This window comes from Flexivirga aerilata (assembly GCF_013002715.1).
In the GTDB taxonomy this organism is placed as follows: domain Bacteria; phylum Actinomycetota; class Actinomycetes; order Actinomycetales; family Dermatophilaceae; genus Flexivirga; species Flexivirga aerilata.
In genome coordinates, this window is the sequence record NZ_JABENB010000001.1 from 743851 (window position 1) to 769147 (window position 25297).

Annotated in this window: 20 protein-coding genes and 1 pseudogene; 9 read left to right on the forward strand and 12 right to left on the reverse strand. The window is 70.7% G+C overall.

Going from position 1 to position 25297, the window contains the following annotated elements; translation table 11 throughout:
* Positions 1-56: 56 nt before the first annotated feature.
* Entirely contained in the window at positions 57-1487 is a 1431-nt protein-coding gene (locus HJ588_RS03525; RefSeq protein ID WP_171151987.1) for a toxic anion resistance protein, read from the reverse strand.
* A gap of 220 nt (positions 1488-1707) precedes the next feature.
* Positions 1708-2049 carry a UBP-type zinc finger domain-containing protein gene (locus tag HJ588_RS03530; RefSeq protein ID WP_171151989.1) on the reverse strand — a complete coding sequence of 114 codons (342 nt, stop codon included), beginning with the start codon at positions 2047-2049 and terminating at the stop codon, positions 1708-1710.
* Positions 2050-2186: 137 nt separating this feature from the next.
* Between HJ588_RS03530 and HJ588_RS03535 the strand changes: the two genes are divergently transcribed.
* Complete coding sequence (locus tag HJ588_RS03535; RefSeq protein WP_171151991.1) at positions 2187-2759, forward strand: TetR/AcrR family transcriptional regulator; 573 nt, start codon at positions 2187-2189, stop codon at positions 2757-2759.
* 81 nt (positions 2760-2840) lie between these two features.
* On the opposite strand, the gene HJ588_RS03540 is transcribed toward HJ588_RS03535, so the two are convergent.
* Together HJ588_RS03540 and HJ588_RS03545 are read right to left on the reverse strand one after the other, a co-directional pair.
* Positions 2841-4628, reverse strand: a complete 1788-nt coding sequence (locus HJ588_RS03540) for an ABC transporter ATP-binding protein (RefSeq protein ID WP_171151993.1) — start codon at positions 4626-4628, stop codon at positions 2841-2843.
* Positions 4628-6508: an ABC transporter ATP-binding protein gene (locus HJ588_RS03545; protein ID WP_171151995.1), complete on the reverse strand. Its 1881-nt coding sequence runs from the start codon at positions 6506-6508 to the stop codon at positions 4628-4630. Before HJ588_RS03545 ends, HJ588_RS03540 begins: the two co-directional genes overlap by 1 nt.
* Before the next feature lie 79 nt (positions 6509-6587).
* Here HJ588_RS03545 and HJ588_RS03550 point away from each other — a divergent pair, with 79 nt between their 5' ends.
* Positions 6588-7193 carry a hypothetical protein gene (locus HJ588_RS03550; protein ID WP_171151997.1) on the forward strand — a complete coding sequence of 202 codons (606 nt, stop codon included), beginning with the start codon at positions 6588-6590 and terminating at the stop codon, positions 7191-7193.
* Here HJ588_RS03550 and HJ588_RS03555 read toward each other — a convergent pair.
* Positions 7148-8008, reverse strand: coding sequence for a TrmH family RNA methyltransferase (locus HJ588_RS03555; protein WP_343036579.1), 861 nt, complete (start codon positions 8006-8008; stop codon positions 7148-7150). The genes HJ588_RS03550 and HJ588_RS03555 overlap by 46 nt on opposite strands.
* 47 nt (positions 8009-8055) lie before the next feature.
* Here HJ588_RS03555 and HJ588_RS03560 point away from each other — a divergent pair, with 47 nt between their 5' ends.
* Complete coding sequence (locus HJ588_RS03560; RefSeq protein WP_171152002.1) at positions 8056-8748, forward strand: class I SAM-dependent methyltransferase; 693 nt, start codon at positions 8056-8058, stop codon at positions 8746-8748.
* Between the two features lie 624 nt (positions 8749-9372).
* Positions 9373-11241, forward strand: coding sequence for an HNH endonuclease signature motif containing protein (locus HJ588_RS03565; protein ID WP_171152005.1), 1869 nt, complete (start codon positions 9373-9375; stop codon positions 11239-11241).
* Between the two features lie 354 nt (positions 11242-11595).
* Here the strand turns inward: HJ588_RS03565 and HJ588_RS03570 are convergent, their stop codons facing one another.
* Positions 11596-12105, reverse strand: a complete 510-nt coding sequence (locus HJ588_RS03570; protein WP_171152007.1) for an NUDIX hydrolase — start codon at positions 12103-12105, stop codon at positions 11596-11598.
* Between the two features lie 74 nt (positions 12106-12179).
* Between HJ588_RS03570 and HJ588_RS03575 the strand changes: the two genes are divergently transcribed.
* The 3 genes and pseudogenes from HJ588_RS03575 to HJ588_RS19240 form a co-directional block, all read left to right on the forward strand.
* Entirely contained in the window at positions 12180-13298 is a 1119-nt protein-coding gene (locus HJ588_RS03575) for an acyl-CoA/acyl-ACP dehydrogenase (RefSeq protein ID WP_171152009.1), read from the forward strand.
* Positions 13295-14629, forward strand: coding sequence for a bifunctional PIG-L family deacetylase/class I SAM-dependent methyltransferase (locus tag HJ588_RS03580; RefSeq protein ID WP_171152011.1), 1335 nt, complete (start codon positions 13295-13297; stop codon positions 14627-14629). Before HJ588_RS03575 ends, HJ588_RS03580 begins: the two co-directional genes overlap by 4 nt.
* Positions 14626-15003, forward strand: a pseudogene (locus tag HJ588_RS19240) (glycosyltransferase); the annotation flags it as partial. The gene HJ588_RS03580 and the pseudogene HJ588_RS19240, both read left to right, overlap by 4 nt.
* Positions 15004-15287: 284 nt before the next feature.
* Here the strand turns inward: HJ588_RS19240 and HJ588_RS03585 are convergent.
* The 3 genes from HJ588_RS03585 to HJ588_RS03595 are packed head-to-tail and all read right to left on the reverse strand — an operon-like array spanning position 15288 to position 18691.
* A complete protein-coding gene (locus tag HJ588_RS03585) occupies positions 15288-17150 on the reverse strand; it encodes an ABC transporter ATP-binding protein/permease (RefSeq protein ID WP_171152013.1) in 1863 nt (620 codons plus the stop codon).
* A 28-nt stretch (positions 17151-17178) separates the two neighbouring features.
* On the reverse strand, positions 17179-18102 hold the full coding sequence (locus HJ588_RS03590) for an extracellular solute-binding protein (RefSeq protein ID WP_171152015.1): 924 nt from the start codon (positions 18100-18102) through the stop codon (positions 17179-17181).
* A gap of 37 nt (positions 18103-18139) precedes the next feature.
* A complete protein-coding gene (locus tag HJ588_RS03595) occupies positions 18140-18691 on the reverse strand; it encodes a PadR family transcriptional regulator (RefSeq protein WP_212755269.1) in 552 nt (183 codons plus the stop codon).
* Positions 18692-18995: 304 nt separating this feature from the next.
* Here HJ588_RS03595 and HJ588_RS03600 point away from each other — a divergent pair, with 304 nt between their 5' ends.
* A complete protein-coding gene (locus HJ588_RS03600; protein ID WP_171152019.1) occupies positions 18996-19523 on the forward strand; it encodes a TetR/AcrR family transcriptional regulator in 528 nt (175 codons plus the stop codon).
* Positions 19524-19664: 141 nt separating this feature from the next.
* Here the strand turns inward: HJ588_RS03600 and HJ588_RS03605 are convergent, their stop codons facing one another.
* Complete coding sequence (locus HJ588_RS03605) at positions 19665-22187, reverse strand: bifunctional FO biosynthesis protein CofGH (RefSeq protein WP_343036580.1); 2523 nt, start codon at positions 22185-22187, stop codon at positions 19665-19667.
* Positions 22188-22514: 327 nt separating this feature from the next.
* Positions 22515-23285 carry an SDR family oxidoreductase gene (locus HJ588_RS03610; protein ID WP_171152021.1) on the reverse strand — a complete coding sequence of 257 codons (771 nt, stop codon included), beginning with the start codon at positions 23283-23285 and terminating at the stop codon, positions 22515-22517.
* A gap of 146 nt (positions 23286-23431) precedes the next feature.
* Between HJ588_RS03610 and HJ588_RS03615 the strand changes: the two genes are divergently transcribed.
* A complete protein-coding gene (locus HJ588_RS03615; protein WP_171152022.1) occupies positions 23432-23935 on the forward strand; it encodes a hypothetical protein in 504 nt (167 codons plus the stop codon).
* On the opposite strand, the gene HJ588_RS03620 is transcribed toward HJ588_RS03615, so the two are convergent.
* Positions 23932-25137 carry an NAD(P)/FAD-dependent oxidoreductase gene (locus HJ588_RS03620; protein ID WP_171152024.1) on the reverse strand — a complete coding sequence of 402 codons (1206 nt, stop codon included), beginning with the start codon at positions 25135-25137 and terminating at the stop codon, positions 23932-23934. The genes HJ588_RS03615 and HJ588_RS03620 overlap by 4 nt on opposite strands.
* Positions 25138-25297: the final 160 nt, after the last annotated feature.

Here is a 25297-nt window from a genome sequence, read left to right on the forward strand (position 1 = left end):
GTGCCTCAGGTATGACGTGGCGCGCCCCGGAGCGGACGCCCACGTCATACGGTCGCTCACTGCTGGCCGGGACGGAGCTGCTGCTGACCGGGTCCCGGCTGGAACGACCCCGCGGTGGTCGCGTCGATGCCCTGCTGGCGCATCGAGCGCTCGAGGTAGGGCTTGGCGCGCTGCACCTGGCCCTCCAGGGCGCCGATGGTTTGGGCCATGGATTGCGTTGCCTGCGAACGGAACTGGTCGATCGCGTCCATGGTCTGGAAGACGTTGTCGAAGGCCGCCTGCAGCTTGTCGATCTCGATCGTGCTGCTCGCCGCCTGCTGGTTGATCTCGGCGCCCTGGGTCTTCAACTGCTGCGAGGTCTGCTCGATCAGGTTGGAGGTGGTGCTGTTGAGCGCGGTGATCTGGTCGAGGACGACCTTCTGCTGGGCGAGCGCCTGGCTGACGATGACCGCGGTGCGCAGTGCCGCGACGGTCGTGGTCTGGGCGCGGTCGACGCCGCGGATCAGCTCCTGGTTGTTCTTGCGCACCAGGTCCAGCGCGAGGTAACCCTGCACCGACACGGCCATCTGGGTCATGATGTCCTGCCGCCGCTGCCGCACCGCGAAGAGCACGTCCGACTTCATGATGTTGGCGTCCTCGGTGCGTCCTGCCGCCTCCAACTCGCCGACCTTGTTGGCGACCGCGGTGTCGAGAGCAGTGGCGAGCTGGTTGTACTCACCGAGCTTCTGCATCGCCTGCCACATGTTGTTGCGCTCGACCTCGATCGAGGCGTTGTCCTTGCGCAACTCGTCCTGACCGGCGGCGAGCGAGCGGATGATCGCGTCCAGGTGGCTCTGCGCCGACTGGTACTTCATGAAGTAGTTCTCGATCTTGTTGCCGCCGGGCAGCCACTTCAGCATCTTCTTGGGGCCCTTGAGGTCGGCCCGGTTGGGGTCGAGATCGGTGATCGTGCGGCGCAGGTCGATCAGCGTGCCGCCGACCTTGCTCTGTGCGGAGTCCTTGCCGGCCTGCGCGGCGGGGCGCTGCAGCATCCGGTTGGACACGTCGGAGGAGCGGCGGATCTCCGTGTCGCCCATGTTGACGATCGAGTTGACCTTCTCGGCGAAGGACGGCGCCTTCATGTCCATCGCGGTCAGCTCATTGACGAACGCCTGCGCCTTCCGGTCCAGCTCGGTCTGCGCTTCGGGCGCGACCGGGATCGCCTGCACGGCCTGCTGCTCCTGGACGACGGCGACCGGCTGCGGCGCCTCGAGCACCAGCGAGGTGTCGTTCGGCGCGGCGACCGGCGGCAGGTTCGGCGCCGGCGGCGGCGCCGTCTGGGTGGGCGGGGCCTGTGTCGGTGGGGCCTGCTGGGGAGCAGGCGCCGGGGGCGCCTGCTGCGGCTGGGGTGCCGGCTGGCCGGGCTGCGGCTGCTGGGGCCCGCCCTGCTGGCCGTTGTTCTGCTGCCACTGGTCGCCGAGCCCGCCGCTCAGGTCGAGGTTGGACATCTCTGCAAGCCTCCTGTTGTCGCTCGCGAACTCCGCCAGAGCGCGTCGCCGCGGCCGTTCCGCGGACCCCCGAGTTCGCTCATCACCTTACGGACCCCCGACGGGGTCGGGAACACCCCGCCGCTGGGACCTGGACCGGCGTATGACGCACGGCCGCTCCACCCGGCTCCAACGTGTGAGGAGCGCGTGGAGTTCACGCGGCTGCCGTCATACGGCTCCGTCAGTGGATGAGCTCCTGCCAGTTCGGCGGCACGGCGCCCTGCGGGCCGGGCACCGGCTGGTCGACCGGGTGCGCGTGCGGCGGCGCCAGCTGCGGCGCGGGCCCGACCTGCTGGGTGGAGTAGTCGAAGGCCCAGTCCTCGCCGGGTTCGAAACTGACGATGATCGGGTGGCCGGTCTCGGCGTTGTGCTGGGTGGCGTGCTGCGACGGGGAGGTGTCGCAGCAGCCGATGTGCCCGCAGGCGGCGCAGCGGCGCAGGTGCACCCACCACCCGCCGGTCGCGAGGCATTCCTGGCAGCCGGTGCCGGACGGCGGCACGTTGGGGTCGATGTCCTCAGCCATGCTTCGACCCTGGCACAAGAGCGGCACCCCCGGGGCGGTCAACGATGGATCTGGCAGCGGATCTGCGGCAGGCCGATCCCCCACGGGGACCTGCAGGAAGGGGTCTCGCGAGAGGCAGCTCTGGGATCATGTCCCCCATGGTCACCCGCGCCGCACCCTCCGACCAGCGCTCGCGCAACGCCCGGCGCTCCGTCGCCGCCCGCGGCGACGGCGGGCGGCTGCGGGAGGAGATCCTGGACGCCGCGATCGCGCTGGTCGAGGAGCTGGACGACCCGTGGCGGCTCTCGCTGCGGGCTGTCGCCCGGGAGGTCGGGGTCGCGGCAACGTCGATCTACCTGCACTTCGACTCACTCGAATCCCTTTTGCAGGCAGTCAAATCGCGGCTGTGGAGTCGCTTCGGCGACGAGATGGTCGAGGCCGACGAGCAGGCCGGCCCCAACCCGTTCGACCGGATCGTCGGCTTCGGCCGGGCCTACGTGCGGTTCGCCGCGGAGCAACCCGGCGCATTCCGCACGCTCTTCGCCACGACCTGGAACCTCGAGCTGCCGCACGGCGACTCGTTCGTCGGGGAGTCGCAGTTCGAGCTGATCGTCGATGCGCTCGCCGAGGTCAGCAGCGACCGCGAGGACGCCGTCCGGCGCGCGACCCAGCTGTGGTGCGGGCTGCACGGGATGGTCGTGCTGCGCACGCCGCTCAGCAGATTTCCCTGAGCCGGACTCCGACCAGCAGCTGGTCGCGCTGGCCCGCCAGTGGGTGACCGCGCCCCCGCCGCACGGCTCCGGCCCGCGGGCTCACCGGTAGCCGGCCGCCTGCAGACCGTAGAGCTCGGCGTAGTGACCGCCCTTGGCCATGAGTTCGGCGTGCGTGCCCTCCTCGGCGACCCGCCCACCCGCGAGCACCACGACACGATCCGCGGACGCCACGGTCGAGAAGCGGTGGGTCACCACGATCGTCACTCCGCCGGCGCGGCTGGTTTCGCGGGCCGCTGCGGCATACCGGTCGAAGAGCGCGTGCTCGGTCGCCGGGTCGAGCGCGGACGTCGGTTCGTCGAGCACCAGCAGCAGCGGCGCCTCCCGCAGCATCGCGCGACCGATCGCGAGGCGCTGCCACTGGCCGCCGGACAGGTCGACGCCGCCCGGCCAGGACGGCCCGAGCTGGGTGTCGAGCCCGGCCGGGAGCGCCCGGAGGACGTCGGAGGCGGCGGCATCCTCGAGCGCGGCGTGGATGGCGTCGTCACCCGGCAGCTCCCCGTCCCGTATGCCGCCCACCCCGATCGACTCGCGCGCGGTCAGCTCCAGCCGCAGGTGGTCCTGGAACGCGCCCGCGCACCGCGCGCGCCAGTCGTCCAGCGAGAGCTCGGTCAGGTCGGTGCCGTCGACCAGCACGCGGCCGTCCGTCACGTCGTACATGCCGGTGAGCAGGCCTATCAACGTTGACTTTCCGGCACCGTTCTCGCCCACGACGGCGACGACCTCGCCCGCCGGCAGGTGCAGGCTCACGTCGCGCAGCGCGTCGCGCTCGGCGCCCGGGTAGCGGAAGGTGACGTGGTCGAGAGTCAGACCATCGGTGAGCGCGGCCGGCGCCGCGGCCGAGCCCGGATGGGCCGCGGTCACGCGCTCGCCATACGCACCGAGCCAGCGGAAGCGCCCGACGGTGCGCAGCGTCTGAGCCAGGAAGTGCACGCCGTGCTGCAGGTTGCTCACCGCCTCCCGCAGCTGCCCGACGACGAGCACGGCGGTCGCGACCCGGCCGGGTCCGACGCGCCCGTCGAGCGCGTCGCGCACCAGCCAGGCGAGCACCGCGACCGACCCCGCGACGTAGACGGCAGTGATCACGGTCTGCAGCACCGATCCGTGGATCACCGCGCGGGTGAACGGTTTTCGCCACTGCCCGGACTGTATGGCGAGCAGCCCGCGCACCAGCCGGCGCGCCCCGAAGACGCGCAGCTCCGACGCGGGCACCGGCGACACCGTCAGATCGGCGAGGTGCTTGCTGCGCCGGCCCGCCTCCGCGGACTCGTCCTCGGCCTGCTGCTCCCACCGCACGGTCGCACGGGCCCCGAAAGACGCGGGCACCGCGATCAGCAGCAACAGCAGGAGGCGCAGGTCGGCGGTCGCGGCGACGACCAGCGTGGTGATCGGCCCGACCAGGTTGTTGACCGTGTTGACGAGTGAGTTGTACGCCATACCAAGGGCGCCCATGCGTTCGCGGAGTGCGTGCATCTGGTCCTGGTATTGCGGGTCCTGCAGGTGATCGAGGGTCGGGGCGCCACCGCTGATCCCGGCGATCTCGGCGTCGAGCCGGTGACCGATCCGCTCGTTGAGCCCGACGCGGGCCTGCACCCCGGCGATGCCGAGCAGCGCGCTGAACGCCTGGCCACCGATCGCGCCGAGCAGGCCGAGGACGAGCAGCGACTGCCGGTGGTCGACCAGGCCGGTGACGGCCAGGCCGACGAAGAGGGGCATGAGGTATTCGAAGACCCGGCCGAGTGCCTCGACGAAGGCGACGACGGTCGCTCCTCGGTTGACCTGCCACGACGTGCGCAGGATCAACGCGATGGACTGCAGGTGATAGCGCATCAGCTGCTCACCTCGACGAATTCGTCGTCACCCGAGGCCTTTTCGAAGCGCGAGGCCTGGAGCCGGAACATCTCTGCGTAGGCTCCCCCGGAGTTGAGCAACTCGTCGTGTGATCCGTCCTGCACCACGCCCTCCGGCCCGAGCACGACGATGCGATCGGCGTGACGCACGCTGGACAGCCGGTGGCTGACGAGGATCGTGGTCACGCCCCGCGTCACCTCCAGGAAGCGGCTGAAGATCTCGGCCTCGGCCCGCACGTCCAGCGCGGCGGTCGGCTCGTCCAGCACCAGCACGCCGGCACCCGCGTCGACCGCGAGGAGGGCACGCGCGATCGCCACCCGCTGCCACTGGCCGCCGGAAAGCTCTGTGCCACCGTCATATCCGGGCTCGAGGATGGTGTCCCAGTCACCGCCGACCCGGCCGAGCACATCGGCGCCGGCGGCGGCGTGCAGGGCGCGGTCGGCTGCCGGCGTGGGATCGCCCGCGGCGTCGGCAGCGGGTTCGGCTCCGGCGTTCGCGGCGAGCAGCGGCAGGGCGACGTTCTCCCGCAGGGTCAGGTGATAGCGGACGAACTCCTGGAAGATCGTCGCGACCTTGCGGCGCGCTGCCTCGTCCGTCGCCGGGTCCCTCCCGTCCACCCGCACCGTGCCGTGGTCCGCCGGATAGAGCCCGCACAGCAGCTTGATCAGCGTCGACTTGCCGACGCCGTTGACGCCGACGATCGCCACGGACTGGCCAGCCGGGACGTGCAGGTCGAGACCGGTGAAGACCGGCTCGGCGCGCGACGGGTAGGTGAAGCCGACGTCGGTGAAGTCGACCGCCACCGCGCCGGTCGCGGGCACGACGGCCGTGGAGTCCGGGTCGTCGTGCAGCGTTGGCGGCAGCCCGTATGACGTCCGCAACTCACGGATCTCGTTCTCGTAGAAGCGCGCCCGGATCGCCTGCACGTTGTAGTCGCCCAGGGGCCCGAGGCCGGCCAGCTGCACCAGCCCCTGCATGACCACGACCAGTGTTGCGGCCGACATCGTGCCGCTCCAGGCGTCGCGGCCGGCCCAGACGTAGCAGGCGGCGAGCAGCACCATCGCCGCTACCGAGCCGGCCAGCGCCGGTCGCAGTGCTTTCGACCGCCGCTGCCAGATGCCGACGAAGGCGGCCGCCCACACCTCGTGGTAGCGGCGCAGGATCCACGGAGTCAGCCCGAAGAGCCGGATCTCCTTGCCGCCGGCACGTTCCAGCGGCAAGGAGCGCAGGTAGTCAGCCTGCCGCCGGCCGAGGCTGCCGTCCTCGACGAGGTCCCGCAGGAGCACGTCCAGGTATGCCGTCCAGGTCACGGCCGTCGCGCGATAGGCGACCAGCGCGATCAGCGCGGCCCACCAGGACCATTGCGCTACGGCGACGAAACCGGCGACGCCGATGCTGCCGTAGCCGATGACCGACCAGACCGCGTTCATCGCATTGACCCCGAACATGCCGCGCAGGTAATCCTCGATATCGCTGAATCGTGCTGCCTTCTCCGGGTTTTCCAGATGCTCGATGCCGTGCGGGGCGAGCGCTGCATCGGCCACGAGCAGCACCTGCTGCCGGCTGAATCGCTCCTGGATGCCCGCGACGACGCTCTCCAGCCAGGCGGCGGCCAGCGGCTCGAGCGCGATGCCCATACCGAGCAGCGCCAGCCAGACCCAGACGTCGCCGGAGCGGTCACCGAGCTGCTGGACGAGCCGCCCGCTGGCGTAGATCGTCAACCAGACACCGACGCCGCGCAGGACGACGAGCAGGACGCCCACCGCGGTCAGCCACGGTGCGGCGTGCCAGGTCATCCGCCAGAAGTGCAGCTGCCATCGGGTCCAGCGCATCAGCCGGCCGACGACGGCCTGCGGCATACGCGATATATCGAGAATCCCCACGAACGAGAAAGCTAGACGGCGACCTACTTCGATCACTACCCCATATTCTGAGTAGGTGCGAGTCACCGATCCGGACATGGTGCGCGCGTTGGTCCGTGACCGCGCTGCCGATTTCCTGGCCCCCTTCATCCACGGCGAGCACTCGGTGTCCGAAGCCGCGGCCAGGCTGGACGAGTCGGTGCAGCGCACGCACTACTGGGTGCGTTCGTTGTATGACGCAGGCGTGCTCGAGATCGCGTCCGAGACGCCGCGCAAGGGCCGGGCGATCAAGCGATACCGAGCGATCGCAACCGAATTCGTCATACCGGCGCAGGCACTGCCCTACGACTACTTCGCACGCGGCATGCACCGGGTGAATGACGAACTCACGCGCGCATTGGTCGCCGCCGCGCCCGCCTGGGTGGTCAGCGGCGATCTGCGGATCCACGCTCCGACACCCGAGCGCGGCACGCGCGCCCTGGGGGACGCCAGCCCCGGCCCACCCAAGGTGCCCGCCCACCAGTCCTCCGCCGGATTACGCCTGACCAGGGCCGACGCGCTGCAGCTGGTCACCGAGATCCGGCAGCTGCAGGACCGCTGGATCGCCCGCAGCGACGACGAGTCAGGAGAGCAGCTCTACCTGGCCAGCTTGTCGTTCGCGCCGATCCCGTCGGACGACTGACTGCGCTGTCGCAGCGCCTCGTGCAGCACGATCGACCCGGCGGTCGCGGCGTTGAGCGAGCTGGCGGTGCCGACCATCGGGATGCTGACGACGCCGTCGACGGCGTCGCGCCAGGCTCGGCTGAGACCGCGGGTCTCGTTGCCGATCACCAGCACCGTCGGACCGGTCAGGTCGACCTTGCGCAGATCGCTCTCGCCGCCCTCATCGGTGCCGTAGATCGTGTATGCCGTGCCTGAATCTCGTTGTGCTGCAACCCAGTCGAGCACTTCAGCGGCCGCACTCACCCGCACCGTCGGCACCGCGAAGATCGAACCGGTGCTGGCTCGCACGGTGCGCGGGTCATAGGGGTCCGCGGCGTGCCCGGACACGACGAGACCCGTGCCGCCGAACGCGTCGATCGACCGCAGCAGCGTGCCGAGGTTGCCCGGTTGCGTGGGCCGGTCGAACACGGTGATCAGCGGGTCCGGCACCGCGAGGCGATCGAGGTCGTCGGGCGGCATCCGGACGATCGCGACCAGCTCGGGAGGTTCGTCGGAGTCGCGTTCGGCGAGCTCGGCGAGCAGGTCCGGCGCGAGCTCGTAGCGGTCGCCCGGAGCGTCCCGCCATACCTGATCGGCCCAGTCGCTCGGCCGGGCGCCGGTCGGGCGCAGCAGAGCCGCGAAGTCCCAACCTTGTTGCAGCGCAATGGAAATCGGCCTCACGCCCTGCACGACGAACTGCGCCGAGCGGTGCCGCTTGGTGCGGTTGTCGAGCAGCGCCTGCCACTGCTGGAAGGTCGCATTACGACTACCGATGCGCTGCACTCGTCCGGTCACCCCGCCATCCTGCTGCATCCGCCGCGGCCGAGTGGGAGGCTGCAGGTATGGCGACCAACCCCGGCGTACCCGATCAGGACGAGGCGACCCTGCGACTGGCGCGCGAGGCGGTGGCCGCCGGCGACCCGACCGGCTGGTTCGAGCCGTTGTATGACGCCGCCAGTCGCGGCGAAGCAGTCGTCCCATGGGCCCGCGGGGGTCCGCATCCGATGCTGCTGGATTGGGCGGAGGACTGGGAGCTCGAGCGCGGGGGGTCGCCCGACGGTGCGGGCAGGTCGGCGATGGTGCCCGGCGTCGGGCCGGGCTGGGACTCGGAGTTGCTGGCGTCATACGGTTATGCCACAACGGGTTTCGACGTTTCGCCGACGGCGGTGCGGGCGGTTCGTGAGGCGCACCCGAAGAGCGCGGTCGACTACCGGGTGGCGGACCTCTTCGAGTTGCCGGCCGAGTGGATCGGCGCCTTCGATCTCGTCGCCGAGGTGATGACCGTGCAGTCGATGCCGCGCGGGCAGGTGCGCGCTCGTGCAACGGCGGCGGTGAGGTCACTGGTTGCGCCCGGCGGGACGCTGCTGGTGATCGGTGTCAACCTGCCCACCGGCACCCCGCTCGACCAAGGGCCGCCCTGGTGCCTCACGCCCGCGGAGATCGAGGCGTTCGCGGCGGATGACGTCGCGCTGCGGCGGATTGTCGAGTCGGAGGACCACGTGCGTTATCGGGCGGAGTTCGTGCGGGCGGAGTAGGGCACGGGGAGCTTCTGACGGTGGTCGAGTAGGGCGAGGGAGCGAAGCCCTCTGGGCTGGTCGAGTAGGGCGGAGGAGCGAAGCGGAGGAGCCCCTATCGAGACCACCCCACGCGGACATAACCCTGGGCGCTGGTCGAGTAGGGCGGAGGAGCGAAGCGGGGGAGCCCGTATCGAGACCACCCCGGGTCGTCCCGCTCGGTGATGGCGCCACGCACCTGATTGTGCTGTGCGACCCCGGGTGGGACCGCGGGACGAGGGACCGCCCTCGCGGCCTCACTCCGCTTCGCTCCGCTAGCGCTCCGCTTCGCTTCATAGGGCCGCTCACGCGGCCCCTCGCCCCGCTCAGTGATCTCGCCACTCACCTGATCGTGCCGACCGCGACCGAACAGATACAGCCCCCTGACGCTGGTCGAGTAGGGCAAAGCAGCGAAGTCCCTTTCGGTGGTCGAGTAGGGCGGAGGAGCGAAGCGGGGGAGCCCGTATCGAGACCACCCACCCCGCCACGCAACACCATCCCACCCACCCTGACAACCTGCCGAATCCCACGAATCACACTGAAAACACTGAACATTCGGCACCTTGAACCCTTCCCAGTTCATTCGAACAGGTGTATGGTATTGGTATGTCGCACCTGCAGCGAGCACTCACCGATCAGGTGATCGCCGCTGCCACCACGAGAGAACTCCTGGAGGCAGCGCAGACGCTGCTGCGCGCCGCGTTCGACAAGGCCCGCGACGACACCGCCAGCGCACGAGGTGATGCGTCGGGTCTCTCAGACGACCAACTCCTCGACCAGGTGCTGGCCACGCAGCGGGTGCAGAACTCCGCCTGGGCCACCCAAACCCTGCGGCTGGAGCAACTCGCGCGGCGTGAATACGACAAGCACCCGGAAAGCCCCGACACGTGGACACCGTTAGAAGTCGGTGCCCGGTTGGGGTGGACCGACCGGCAAACCAGCCTGCGACTGACCCAAGCTGTCGAGAGTGTGCGTCACACGCCGCTGCTGCTCCACCACGCCGGGACCGGCGAGTTGGAGTCGCGGAAGGTGGTCGCGGTCAGCGACGCCCTGGCCGACGCAATCCCCGCAACCGACATACCCGGAGCACCCGGCACACCTGAGGCACCCGATACGGCCGAGGCGGCTGATTGTCCGGGCGACCTCGCCGCGATCGTCGAGGCCGAGATCCTGGCCAGTGCCCCGGAGACATCCACCTCGACGAAACTCCGGCGGCGCACCCAACGTTTGCTGGTGCGGCACGCACCCATCGCAGCCGATCAAGCGGCAACGGCGCGGCGGCGCGACTGCACCAACGTGACCGTCGAACCCCATTGGGAGCCGGGCATGTCCATGCTCACCGCCGTCCTGCCGTCGTTGGACGCGGCGAAAGTCATGGCCGCGGTGAACACCCACGCCCGCGTGCTCCACGGCTCGACTACTGCCAGCAAGAGCCTCGGCGAGTGCCGCGTCGACGCCCTGACGGACCTGCTCCTGTCCGACGCGCAGGTGACCACCGAACTGGTCTTGCACGTCCCCTTCCATGCCGACGCCATCACTGCCGCAAACACGAGCGCCGGAAACGGCGCTGGCGCGGGCGTGACCGAACCGCACGGCCCGCACGACGCCACGGGCACGAGTGACGCGACGGGCACGGATAACAGCACCGGCACGGGTGATGCGACGGGCGCGGGCGGTGGCGTTGGCGTGCTCGACCGGCCGAGCACCATCAACGACCCAGCAGCGAACGGCGCGACACCCGAGACCGTCGGCGCGTGGACGTCGAAGGTGCGACCGCCCGATCCGCCTGAGTACACGCTCTCGCCCCACCGAACAGTCGTCGACCTCGGCAGCTACCGCCCGATCAGTGAGGCCGAACGCCAACTCCAAGCGATGCTCCTCGAAGCCGCACTCCGCACTGGCACCCGGCCACCGCCCGATCCAGCGCCATCGGCGGATCCTGCACACTCCACCGATCCTGCACGCTCCACTGATTCGGTGCGCTCCACTGACCCACCGCGAATCCATCGGCGGGGAATCGTGCCCGTCTTTGCCGAGGACCCAGTGCCGGCGCGCTATCACCTTGGCGACGTCCAGGTGCCCGGCGTCGGCGTCATCCCCGCCGATGCCATCCGCGAACTCACCAGCCTGCTCGGCACCAAGATCACCCGTGCCCTCGTGGATGCCGAGACCGGCACGGTCGCCGAAACCGCCAATCAGACGTACACCCCGGGCGCCCGGTTAGCGCGGTTCGTGCGCGCCCGCGACCAGCACTGCCGGTTCCCCGGCTGCACCCGACCGGCAAAGCTCACCGACCTCGACCACGTCACCGCCTATCCGAACGGGCCGACCGCGGCACACAACCTGCAGTGCCTGTGCCGGCACCACCACCGCGCGAAACACGAAGCCGGCTGGGCCGTCACCATGACCCCCGACGGTGTGTGCGCTTGGACCAGCCCCGCCGGACACACCTACACCACCCAACCCGCCGACTGAAGGACAGCTGATCTCGATACGGCCTCGCCTAGCGGCTCGGCCTACTCGATCAGCATGAGGAAACGGCTCGGCTATTCGACCAGCGTGGCAAGGGCTTGGCCTACTCGAACAGCGTGGAGAGAGGTCGGGCTACTCGAACAGCGTGGGGTGGGGCTCGGCCTACTCGATCAGCGTGAGGACACGGCTCGACCTACTCGAACAGCGGGCAAGCGGCGCCTCGGGCTACTCCGACCAGCACTCGGAGCGGCTCGGCGCCGATCGAAGCGCCGACCGGCCGGCGCTAGTGGGCCGGATGACCTCCGATGAGCACTAGTGAGCCCCGTCAGATGGGGCCACCGACGGAGAAGTCCGCCGCTACGCGCCGCCCGGCCGGCGGCCCTCCATGCCGAAGAGCACGGCGTGATCGCCACTCGCGGCATACTCGATCTGCCGACGCATCCGCGGTGACGTGACGGGCAACTCCGTCACCGGGAACCACCCGACAGCGGTCGACTCCGCGTCACCGATCCGCGCCTCCCCACCGGTCACCCGGCAAAGCACGGTCGTGTCGAGGAACTGGCAGACGTCACCGTTCGGGTAGGTCGTGACCGGCAGCGCGAGCACCCAGACAACCCGCTCGACCACCGCGGACAGGGTTGTCTCCTCACGAATCTCGCGCACCGCGGCAGTGTCGACATCCTCGCCCGGGTCGACGATCCCGGTGACCGGCGTCCACGCGCCGTTGTCGGCCCGGCGCACCAACAGCACCTCCGGCCCGGCCGCGCCGTCCCGCAACACCACCGCCGTCACCCCCGACAGCCAGAGCAGGTCCTGACCGACCTTGTCGCGCAGGCCTTGCAGGTAGGGATCGAGCGGTGCGGTCATCGGGTCCTCTCGGGTCGCGTGCCCACTCCGAACCGCCGGGGTGTGAACCGGACCGGAACGGGTAGGCACCCAGCATGTCTGCCAGTTCGTCCATCCTGCCGATGCCGGACGACCCGTTGCCGCCCGACCCGTTGCCGCAGGACCCGCCCGCGGTCGCACCCCCCGCGACCACCGAGGCGATCCGCGACGCCGCCCGGTCCGCTGCCGACAGCCCCGACCGGGTGGCCGCGGCACTCGATCTCGCCGAGCAGCTCGGCCACACCCTTCCGGTCCCCGGCGACGGACGCACCGCGGAGCTGTGGGGTGCGCTGGCCGTGCTCGGCGAGACCGACCTGACCGTCGCCCGCACCGTCGAGCCCCACCTCGACGCCGCGGCGATCCTCGTGCAGGCCCGTCGGGACGGCTATCTCACCGACGACTTCGACGCCACCGGCAGCTGGGGCGTCTTCGCCGCCGAAGGACCCGGCGGCAGGCTGTGCGCCTCCCGCTCCGCCAGTGGCGACGCCTGGGTGCTCGACGGCCACAAGCCGTGGTGCTCGCTCGCCGACCGACTCGACCGCGCCCTCGTCACCGCCTGGCTGGACGACGACACCCGCGGACTCTTCGCGATCGACCTGCGCGACGAGCGCGTCACGCCGGCTGACGGATCCGGCTGGGTCGCGCACGGCCTGCCGGAGGTGACGAGCGTCGCGATCGAGGCCCGCGGCCTGCCGGCCCGGCCGGTCGGCCCCGCGCACTGGTATCTCGACCGCCCCGGATTTGCCTGGGGCGGCATGGGAGTGGCGGTCATCTGGTTCGGCGCCGCCCGCGCCATCGCCGATCAGGTACGACGACGCCGCCGCGCACCCGACCAAATCGCCCAGCTCCACCTCGGGCAGCTCGACCTGCTGATCTGGTCGGGCGACACGATGCTGCAGGCCGCCGCCACCCAGGTCGACGGCAGCATGGAAACCACGCCGGAGATGCTGGCCCTGCGGGTGCGAGCGCAGTGCGCACAGATCGCCGAGGAAGTGCTCCGCATCGCCGATCACGCGATGGGACCCGCCCCGCTGGCGCTCGACCGCGACTACGCGCAGCGCGTCAGCGATCTGCGCCTCTACGTGCGGCAGCACCATGCCGAGCGGGACCTCGCCGCCCTCGGCGCCGCCGTGCACGCCAGCACCGCGCCGGCCGACCGAGGCGGCCAACCATGACCGCGACCTTCCGGCACGACGAACCCGGCACACCCGCCGCCCACTGGTCGACCGACCCCGACGAGCAGGTCGACTTCGACGGGATCGACCGGGTGCTGGTCGTTGCCGCCCATCCGGACGACGAGAGCCTCGGCGCCGGCGGCCTCATCGCAACCGCCGCAGCGCGCCGGCTGCCGGTCGAGGTGGTGATCCTGACGGCCGGCGAGGGCTCGCATCCGCACTCGTCCACCCACGACCGGTCGATCCTCGCGACGCTGCGCCGGGTGGAGGCCCGCCACGCCGCATCCGCGCTCGGACTGCCCTACGGCGCGGTCACCGTCGGTCAGATCCCGGACGGCGAGGTCCGGCAGGCGTCGGACGAGATCGTCACCGCCCTCGTACGCCGGCTCGGCGACCCACGTGACCCCCGCCGGACGCTGATCGTCGCGCCCTACCGGCACGACGGCCACCCCGACCATGAAGCCGCGGGGCGAGCCGCCGCAATCGCCGCCCACCGCACCGACAGCCAGCTGCTGGAATATCCGATCTGGTTCCGCCACGTCGGGCTGCCGAGCACCCTGCCCGAAGGCAAACTGGTCGGCCTCGACCTCGAAACCGACGCGCACTCAGCCAAATTGGCCGCCATCGCCGCGCACTGCAGCCAGCTCCAACCGTTGTCCAAGGAGCCCGGTGACGAGCCGATCCTGCTGCCGGACTTCCTCGAGCACTTCACCGGTATGACGGAGCTCTTCATCCGGTCGGAGCTCGGGACCGACGACCGCCTCGAGCAACTGCATCGCGACGCCGGCGAACCCTGGGGCGCGGACACCCGCTGGTACGAAGCGCGCAAACGGCAGATCCTGCTGGGCATGCTGCCGCGAGCACGCTTCGCTCGGACCCTCGAAATCGGTTGTTCCACAGGCGTGCTCACTGGCGAGCTCGCCAGGCGCTCCGACGCACTCGAGGCGCTCGACAGCGCACAGACCGCGGTCGCCGCGGCCCGCGCCCGCGTGACCGACGCACACGTGCGCGTCAGATATGGCAGCACCCCGGCCGACCTCCCGGACGGGGAGACCTTCGACCTCGTCGTGTGCTCGGAGATCGGCTACTTCCTCAGTCCCGACGCGCTCCGCGGCACGATCGATCGCATCGGCGAGCTGCTCACCGACGACGGCGTCGTGGCGTTGGCGCACTGGCGGCACCCGATCGACGGGTGGCCGCTCGACGCGGACGCCGTGCACGCGGCGTTCGCGGCCGCGCAGCTGCCGCCGGTTTCGGCCGTCTATCGCGACCGCGACGTCGAGATCGTCATCCACTGCGCCGCCGAGTGCCTGCCGGATCCCACGGCATGACCGTCGCCGAGGCGCTGATCGTGATCCCCGCCCGCGACGAATCCGCTTTGGTGGCAAGGGCGATCGCGGCATTGAACGTCGCCCGCCGAGACGCCGAACGACGGCACGGCGTGCGCACCGTCTGTGTCGTCGTCGCCGACGCGTGCACCGACGACACCGCCGCGATCGCCATCTCCGCCGGGGCGCAGGTCGTCGAATCCGCGAGCGGCTCGGTCGGTCACGCGCGCCGGCTCGGCGTCGCACGAGCCCGGGCGGCGGCCACGGCCGAGCCGTCCCAGGTCTGGGTCGCCTGCACCGACGCCGACAGCGTCGTGCCGGCAGGCTGGCTCACCCGCCAGCTGGACCACGCCCGGGACGGCGCCGACCTCGTGCTCGGCCGGGTCGAACCCGACGCGGCCGACCTCCCCGCCGACCTGCTCCGCGCCTGGCGCGAGCGCCACGACGACCACGACGGCCACCGGCACGTGCACGGCGCAAACCTCGGCTTCCGGGCATCGGCCTACGACGCGGTCGGCGGCTTCCCCTCGGTGGCACACGACGAGGACGTGCTCCTGGTGCGCAGACTGAGGAGTGCCGGATTCGTCATACACGCCGACGGGTCGGACCCGGTGATCACCTCCGGGCGCCGAATCGGCCGGGCACCAGGCGGATTCGCCGACTACCTGAGTGCGTTGTCCAGCGCCGAGGCCGCCTGCGGCCAGACCGTGACGCTGTCCGCACGGAAGTCGACCGACACCGGGGCACCGGCCGCAAGTCGGGCCGCCGGGGAGTTCGTCGCGCACCGCGCACGCAGGGCGGGGCCGCCCTCGAGCTCCACGTCGACCAGCACCGACGTGCCCACGTCCGCGACGTCCACGACGGTCGCCGCCACCCCTGAGGTGCCGAGCAGCACGTCCTGAGGTGCGACGCACCACGTCAACGGAGTGCCCGCGGGCAGCCAGGTCCGCACCGGCAACTGCACCGCACCGGCCACCAGCTCGCCGCCGTCCGCGACACCTTCGAGGACGTTCTCGATGCCCAGCAGACGGGCCACCTGCGGGGATGCCGGAGCGTCGAAAACCTCACGCACCGAACCCGATTGGACGATGCGGCCGTCGGCGACGACCAGCAACTCGTCGGCGAGCATGGCCGCCTCCTGCGGGTCGTGCGTGACGACGACGGTCGAGAGCGCGTCGCGTCGCTGCAGCCTGCGCAGCTCGGTCACCAGCTCCTGCCGGACGGGGGCGTCCAATGCCGTGAACGGCTCGTCGAGCAGCACCAGACGCGGGGTCTGGCTGAGCGCGGCCGCCAGGCCGACCCGCTGCCGCTGACCGCCCGACAACTGGTCGGGCAGCCGGGAGTGCAGGCCCTGCAGTCGCAGCGTCTCGAACCACCACGCGGCGACACCCCCGTCGGCGCGCACCCCGAAAGTCGCCTGCTGCCAAGCTGTTCGGTCCGGCAACAGGCCGTGCCGCTGAGGGACATAACCCAGCTGGCGCTGCTCGACCGGCACCCGCGACAGATCGTCGGGGCCGCAGCGCACCGTGCCGACGTCCGGGCCCAGCAACCCGGCGAGTGCCCGCAGCAGCATCGATTTCCCGGCCCCCGAGGCACCGAGCACCGCCACCCGGCTGCTCCGCGCCTGGTGCGCCATCCGCAGGTGGAAGTCGCCGACGCGCGTGTCGAGATCGAAGCTGAGCGCAGCCGGCGCGACCGCGGGCGGATGGGTCGGCTCCGGCACGGACGCGGCCTGCGTCATACGGCCCCGGAGTCGGCGTGGCAGCCGAAAACCGGCCGCCAGCAACACGATTGCGGCCGTGCCCAACGCGACCGCGGTCGGCGCCTGCGTGGAGGGGATCCCGGTCGACTGAAACTGCACCGCGGTGAAGACCGGCAGCGTGTAGGGGTGGTAGGCGAGCAGCACCGTCGCGCCGTACTCGCCGATCGCGCGCAGCCAAGTCAGCAACAGCCCCGCTCGTATGGCGGGGGCCGCGATCCGCAGGTCGACCCGCGCGAAACGGGCGAGCGGGCGGTGCCCGAGCGTCGCGGCGATGTCGTCCAGCTCCGGATCGACCGCTGCGAACGCCGACCGGGCAGCGATCACCAGGAACGGCGCGGCCACAAACGTCTGCGCGATGATCACCCCGGCGAGGGAGTCGGTGAGCCTGCCGCCGAAGCGCTCGCCGAGCCAGGTGTAGGGCCCGACAAGGTAGATCAGCACGATGCCGCTCATCACCGGCGGCAGCGCGAGCGGCAGTTGCACGAGCATGCCGACGACGCGCTGCAGCGGCCCGCGGGCGTGCGCCAGCCAGTAGCCGAGTGGCACCCCGAGCACGAGCACGATCGCCGCGGAGATGGTCGCGGAGACCGCCGACGTGCGCGCGGCGTCCCAGAGGCCAGGCTCGCCGAACCCGCGGTCGTCGCCGGTGGTGGCGAAGCGCAGCAGGAAGGCCCCGAGTGGCACGGCCAGGTAGAGCGCGAGCAGCGCGCCGAGCCAGCCGAGCGGGCGAGCATCAAGCGCGCGAGCGCGGCGACCGGTCATGGGACGGGAGGATGGCACGGCGGGCGGCTCAGGCGCCGATGACCTTGCGGATCGCCGCCGGCACGCCGGTGCCGGTCACCTTCGGCGGGGTGGTCAGCTCGTAACCGTCCTGCCGCAGCACGGTGGTGCCGGCCGGGCCGAGCAGGTAGGTCACGAACGCCTCCGCCCCGGCGGCGTTCGGCGCGTCCTTCAGCACGGTGACGGTGTAGGTCGCCTGCAACGAGACGCCGGCGAGCGGAACCGTCGGGATCCCGGCCGCCTTGGCCTCGCTGGAGTAGAAGAAGCCTGCGTCCAGCTGACCCGACTGCAGGTCGGCGACGAGCGTCTCCTCGGGGAAGATCGTCTTGTCGTCCCGCGCGATGTCGAGCAGCTTCGGGTGCTGCTTCCCGGTGTCGGCGAGCGCCTGCGCGGCGAGCTTGCCCTTCGGGTCGGTCTTGGGGTCGGTCGTCCCGACGCGGACGCCGTCGCGGGTGATCGCGTCATACCATGGACCGGTCTTGATCTCGTCGACGAACGTGCTGCGGGGGTTGTAGCCGAGCACGAGCGGCGAGTTGGCGTAGGTGACGTACCAGCGCACCCAGTCGCCGTTGCCCGCACCCATGAGCGCCTCGTCCGCCTTCGGGCTGGCGCTGACGAAGACGTCGGCCTTGCGCACCTTGCCCTTGATCTGGGCCGCGAGCGCCGTCGAGCCGGCCCCGAATCCGGCGAACGTGTAGCCGGTCGCCGTGGCAAAGGCGGGGCCGAGTTGCTTCTCCATCAGGTTGACGAGCGACCCGGCGTACAGCACGTTGACCCGGCCGGAGCCGGTCGGACCACCCGACGCACCGGCTGCGGCCGGGGCGGACGGCGACGCCCCCGATCCGTCGCTGCCGGACGACCCGCAGGCCGTCAGCGCCGACACACCGCCGAGCACGGTCAGTCCGAACAGGCCGCGACGGGTGAGGGCGCTCATGTGGGACGAACCTATCAGCCAACTAGTCGCAGTGTTACTACTCGCCCTCATGTCGTATGACGGGAGCCCCGACTGCGGCGAGAAAGTCCAGCGCCGACCGCGTCGACGCGAGCCGCCAGAGCAGCAGCGTGCGCTCGAAGTCGTCGGCCGGTGCGGCGTCGACCGCCTCCTCCAGGGCCCGCACCCGGTCCTCGAAGACCGCGCGCTGCCCGGCGAGCAACGGGCCGGGGTCGCTGCCGCGACGGTGCAGGAGCGCGAGCTTGAGCAGCAGGGCGTCCCGCACCTCCCGGGCGCGGTGCACCGGTTGCAGCAGCCACCGGTCGAGCGCCTCCCGGCCTGCGGGCGTGATCTCCACGACGACCCGGCTCGGGCCGGGGCCGCCGGTCTCGACGCCGACCTCGCGCACCAGACCGGCCTCGCCGAGGCGCGCCAGCTCCCGGTAGATGACCGGGCGCGGCAACCGCCATACGCGCCCGAGCTCGCCGCCCGCGGCGAAGAGGGCGGCGGCGGCGAAGCCGTGGGTCGGGCCCTCCGCGACGACTCCGAGCACCGCAAAGGCCACCGGCCGCAACTCGACCTCACCCGTCACGCCATCGCACCCTAGTGCGGTCCGGCGAGGCGTGATCGCGCCGGTGCGGAGCGGCCGGCGCGGAGATCTGAAGGGAACTGAAGGGATATGAAAGGCCTCCGCGAAAATCTTGACACATGGCCTGCTAAATCGCGGCAATTTCGTTGCACCGCAGTACACGATCCACCCAGGCGTGCGTGCAAAACTATGAAGGTGACCTCGACGAGCGCCCCCCATTTCCCTCGAAACTTCCGTCGACTCGGAAAGCCAGCCGCACGACAGCGCCACCCACCGTGGGCGTCGGCACGACCTGGCCGTCGCCGCGTTGCAGACCTGGAGCGAGCACGGCTATTCGCACGTCTCCGTGCGCAACGTCGCGCGACGCACCCGCTTCTCGCACGGGATGGTGCACTACTACTTCAGCAGCAAGGACGCGCTCGTCGCCGAGTGTGTGCGGATGCTCTCCAGCAACCACACCTTCGCCGCCGCGGACCTGGAGGGGGCCCACGACCTCACCAGTTACTCCGAACGCCTGGCCGCCGCGATCGCGGGCAGCTTCCGGGAGAACCGGCAGATGCACCGCATCCGTTACGACCTGCGCAACCAGAGCCAGTTCGACCCGGCGCTGCGATCGTACGCCGACGAGCTGGAGAAGATCCGCTTCGAGCGCAACGAACAGATCGAGCGTCGCTACCGGGAGTTCGGCTGGACCTTCGACCCGCCGTTCTCGCTGCTGGCGGCCCAGATCGACGCGCTCATCGAGCGTGCGGTGCGCGAGGACAGCTTCGGCGCCCTGGACGCCGCGGCCGACCTGCACCGCGACCTGCTGCAGATCCTGCCGAAGAACGACTGACCCGCACCACCGACCGTGGCCCGGGACGGACTCGTGGGGCGGCGAGTCCCTCCCGGTTGGCGGGCGGTGGGCGGCAGTAGTGGGCGGCGCCGGTGGGTGTCGACGGCCGGTGTCGACAGTGACTGTCGGCGGCCGGCGGTGCTAGACGCGAGAGGGCGCCTCGCCATACGTCGTGGTCCGCTCGCGCGCGGGCCGGCCGATGTCGCCGGCGATCTGCCGCAGCTGCGCCACCGTGAGCTCGGACCCGTGCTGTGACCCGGCCATCCGGGAGATCGTCTCCTCCATCAGCGTGCCGCCGAGGTCGTTGGCGCCGCCGCGCAACATCATCTGGGTGCCGGCGACGCCGAGCTTGACCCAGCTGGTCTGGATGTTGCGGATCCGCCCGTGCAGCATCACCCGGGCGAGCGCGTGCACGGCCCGGTTGTCCCGCTTGGTGGGCCCGGGCCGGGCGGCGCCGGCGAGGTAGATCGGCGAGCTCTGGTGCACGAAGGGCAGCGGCACAAACTCGGTGAATCCGCCTGTGCGGTCTTGGATCTCGGCGATCAGCCGCAGGTGCCCGACCCAGTGGCGCGGCTGGTCGACGTGGCCGTACATCATCGTCGAGCTCGATCGGATGCCGACCTCGTGGGCGGTGCTGATCACCTCGACCCACGTCTTCGTCGGCAGCTTGCCCTTGGTGAGAATCCAGCGCACCTCGTCGTCGAGGATCTCGGCCGCGGTGCCGGGGATGGTGTCGAGGCCGGCGTCCTTGAGCTCGATCAGCCAGTCCCGCACGGGTATGCCGCGGCGCGACGCGCCGTTGACGATCTCCATCGGGCTGAATGCGTGCACATGCAGCTGCGGCACGCGCGCCTTCACCGCGCGCACCAGGTCGGCATACCCGGTCGCCGGCAGCTCCGGGTCGATGCCGCCCTGCATGCACACCTCGGTGGCGCCCGCGGCGACGGCTTCCTCCGCGCGGTCGGCCACCTCGGTCATCGACAGGGTGAACGCGTCGGCGTCGCCCTTGCGCTGCGCGAACGCGCAGAAGCGGCAGCCGGTGTAGCAGATGTTGGTGAAGTTGATGTTGCGGTTGACGACATAGGTCACGTCGTCGCCGGCGGCCTCCTTGCGCAGCGAATCCGCAAGTGACACAAGGGCTTCCAGACCATCGCCGGCCGCGTGGGCGAGCGCCAGATAGTCGGCCTCCGACGCGCCGCCGGGGTCCTTCTCGACGGCCGCGAGCGCAGACTTCACGTCCGAGTCGAGCCTGGCCGGTCCGGCCACGGCAAGCACCTGCTCGCGCACCGTCTCCCAGTCGCCGAACGCACTGCCGAGGTCGCTGCGAGTCCGGGTGTTGCGGCCCTCGGTGTCGATCGAGGTCGCCAGGTCGGTGCGGCCGCTGGACTCCCACTCGGGGTCGGGCTCCTGCCACGGCAGTCCGGCCGGTATGGCGTCGGCCCGCGCCAGCCCGGTCTCCTCGTCGGTGAGCGCCGCCACGTGCGGGCGCACCCGCGGGTCGATCCAGGGTGCGCCGGCGAGGACGTACTCCGGTTGCGCCGCGGAGCGCTCGGTGGGGGTGAAGCCGGCGGCGGCCGAGATCTCGGCGAGCGCGTCGAGGTTGGGCCACGGCCGCTCGGGGTTGACGTGGTCGGGGGTCAGCGGGGACACGCCGCCCCAGTCGTCGACGCCCGCCGCGAGCAGCGCGGCGCATTCGCCCGCGTCGACCAGGTTGGGCGGCGCCTGCACCCGCATGGCGGGGCCGAGCACGAGCCGGGTGACCGCGATCGCGGCGCGGTATTCGTCGAGGCCGGCGTCGGGCGTGTACCGCATGGCGGTGTCGGGCTTGGCACGGAAGTTTTGCACGATCACTTCCTGCACGTGCCCAAATGCCTTGTGCGCCTTGCGGATCGCGAGGATCGAATCGGCCCGCTCGGCGCGCGTCTCGCCGATGCCGACGAGGATGCCGGTGGTGAACGGCACGGTGAGGCGGCCGGCGTCGGTGATGACCCGCAGCCGCACCTCGGGGTCCTTGTCGGGGCTGCCGTAGTGAGCCTCGCCCTTGTCGGTGAACAGGCGCGTCGAGGTGGTTTCGAGCATCATCCCCATCGACGCCGACACCGGCTTGAGGCGGCCGATCTCCTCCCAGCTGAGCACGCCGGGGTTGAGGTGCGGCAGCAGTCCGGTCTCCTCGAGCACCCGGATCGCCATGGCCCGCACGTAGTCCAGGGTCGAGTCGTAGCCGCGCTCGTCCAGCCACTGCGCGGCCTCCGGCCAGCGGTCCTCGGGCCGGTCGCCGAGGGTGAAGAGCGCCTCCTTGCAGCCGAGCTCGGCGCCGCGCCGCGCGATCTCCAGCACCTCGTCGGGCTCGAGATAGGCGCCGTGACCGGCGGCGGCGAGCTTGCCGGGCACAGTGACGAACGTGCAGTAGTGGCACCGGTCCCGGCACAGCCGGGTCAGCGGGATGAAGACCTTCTTGGAGTAGGTGACGACCCCGGGCCGGCCCGCGGCCTCGAGCCCGGCGTCGCGCACCCGCGCAGCGCTCGCGCACAGGTCGTCGAGGTCGGCACCGCGCGCGGCGAGCAGCGTCGCCGCCTCGTCGGTGTTGAGGGTCGCTCCGTCACGGGCTCGCCGCAGTGCACGGCGCATGGCGGACTCGGTGGGCAGCACGTCGAGTGGTCGCACCGGACAACCCTAAACAGGAAGGGACGCATCGCACAGAGCGGAGGTTGCTGAGACTTGGGCTGAGATCTGCCCGGGCCCAATTTCGGTCTCGGTCCCATAGCGACCCCGGCCGCCCCGCTCCTAAGGTTGCTGGTGTCGGACAAACCGGTCGGGGCCGGTGCAGACCGGCAGGGCGCTCGAGGTGGCCACTGGGGGGTGGGCCACGCGGGATGCGGCGGACTCGGGGTTCGCACTGCACATCGTCGCGAGCGTCGGAGGGGGATCGCTGGTGCGGTGTCCGTGGCACTTGGGGAGGTGCTTCGGGCGCCGCATCAGTTCGTCCGGGAGTCAGTGGGCCCCCGTGATGCCACCGTCCACGGGCAAGTTGACCCCGTTGATGTATGACGCCTCAGTCCCGCACAAGAAGCTCACTGCGGCGGCAATGTCCTCCGGCCGGCCGAGTCGGCCCATCGGGTTGGGCGCGTAGTCACGGGTCACCTCCGGTTCGATGTCCTCCCAGGTCCGCCCTGCGTTCTCCGGCCGGTCGGCGAACATCGCCCGCAGGCTCGGCGTCAGGACCACGCCAGGGCTGACCATGTTGACGGTGACACCGGGCGCGGTCGCCGACCGGGCCAGGCTGATCGTCGCGTTCGCGAGCGCGGCCTTGGCCGCCGAGTAGTCGATCATCGTCGGGATCGGCGTGCGGGTGGCCCGCGTGCCGAGGAAGATCACCCGCCCGAAACCTTCGGATCGCATGTGCGGCAACGCGATTCGCGCCAACTCGACTGCACCGACCACGTTGCCGCGGTAGGCATCCAGCCAATCCTCCGGTCGTGCCGACTCGACGTCGTGCTCGGCGAACGGCCCGAGCGCATTGACCAGCATGTCGACCGGGTGCGCCCGCAGCCAGTCACCCAGGACGTCGAGCCCCGCGCTGGTGGTCGCGTCGGCGGCGACGGCACCAACGGCGCCCAGCTCGCTGGCGGTGGCCGCGGCGCCTTCGGGATCACGTCCGTGCACGGTCACCGACACGCCATCGGTGATGAGGCGCTGTGCGATCGCGCGTCCGATGCCGGCCGTGCTCGCGGTGACCAGTGCGGTGCGCGGGGCTGCCGTCATACTCCGACCGTAGGGGGATGCCCCGACACTGCAGCGCCCACAGGATGCTGGGTATGACGCAGGCCGGCGCGGAACCCGCGAGGACTGAGCTCAATCGCTCGGCAACTAACCGCCGCTCGGCACCGCGAAGTCCCTATCGTTCGAATATGGGGACATTTGCAGCACTGGTCAGCGCGGGGGCGTCAGTAGGGGCGCTCGTTGCCGCGATAGCAGCGGCGGTTGTCGCGCGACGCCTGTACGCCATCGAGGTCGGCCGAGACGTCGCCTCGGCCGAAGCTGCCCGACGCGAGGAGCCGAGCAAGGTGTGCGCCTGGGTGGCGACCTGGCTGGACGACGAGGGCCGGGATGATGGCATGGAACTCGTCAATGGCGCCAGCACACCTGTCTATGACGTGCTGGTGCACAGCACCTCGAAGACGGGCCGCGAAGAGCCGGTCTTGAGAATGAACGTTGTGCCACCGGGCCGCTACTTCGTCAGGCGCACCAACACGCAATACCACTGGGACTTCCCACGACCGGTTCGGCATCTCGTCGGCGAAATCCGGCCGATCATGAAGAAGCCTGACTGGACGGTGACTGAGCTGACCTTCGCGGATGCAGCGGGTCGTCGTTGGCGACGTGACGAGCACGGCACGCTGCACGCGCACTAACCGGGCGGGATGAGGCCGCTCAGCTGGTCCTTGCCAAGTTCGCCCTTGCCGGACTTCTCGATCACCTCGCGCGCCTTCTCGACGCTGTCCCAGGTGTTCCAGAGCAGTACGCCGCGGACCGTGCCGTCGGCCAGGTAGTAGACGACCGCAGCGGTGTGCTCGCCATTCCAGTCCTCGACCGTGTCCATCGCGGACGACAGCTCGCCGATCGCCTCGTAACCGTTGTCGAACAGGTCCGACCAGAAGAACGGCGTGTGGTCGTAGGGCTGGTCGGCGCCGGCCATGTTCTCGCCGGCGACCTTGCCCATCGTCTCGGCGTTGTCGACGTGCTCGACCCGCCGCTGCCCGAGCAGCGGGTCGGGAAAGCTGGTGTCGTCGCCCGCGGCATACACGTCCGCGGCGCTGGTGCGCAGCCGGTCGTCGACCACGATGCCGCCCTCGACGGTGAGCCCGGAGTCCTGCGCGAGCTTGGTGCGCGGTTCGACGCCGATGCCGACGACCGCGGCGACGCCCTCGACCATCTTGCCGTCCTGGGTGCGCACCGCGACGGTGTCGCCGGTGACCTCACCGGACACGACCTTGGTGCCGGTCAGCAACTCGACGCCGTGGTCGCGGAAGTCCTTGGTCACCAGCTCGGCGATCGACGCGGGGAACATGTGCTGCTGCACGAGTTCGCCCTCGATGATCATCGTGACCTTGACGTCGTTCTGGGCCAGGGCGGAGGTGAGTTCGGCGCCGATGTAGCCGCCGCCGACCACGGTGACCGCCGACCCGGCCGTCGCCAGCTCCCGCAGCCGGCGGTAGTCGGCGACCGTGCGGTAGTAGACGATCCGGTCGGACTCGGGCAGGTCGAGGTGGCGCGGCTGCGCGCCGGTCGCGATCAGCAGCGTGCCGTAGCCGACCTTCGCGCCGCCGTCGATCTCCACCTCGTGCGCCTCGGTGTCGATCGCGGTGACCGGCAGGCTGGTGTGCAGCTCGGCACCCTTGCCGTCCATCAGCCAGATGTCGGCGAGCTTGGTCTGATCGCTCAGCCACAGGCCCTTCGACAGGTCGGGGCGGTAGACCGGCGGGTCGGGTTCGAGCCCGAGCACCAGCACCGAGCCCTCCGCGTCGCGCTCGCGGATCGCCTTCGCGGCCGACGCGCCGGCGACCCCGCCGCCCACGATCACGTAGTCGTACTTGCTTCCGTCCAGACTCGCCATCACCGCTCCTCGTGAGGTGGATGCTCGTGGATCTTCGTGGATGCTCCCGGCCCGATCGTATGACGGCAGGCCCGCCCGCGACTGGTCCGCGTTCGATGGACTTGTCACGTGCTGTAGCACGTGACAAGTCCCACTCTGACGTGACAAGTCGCCCCTGACG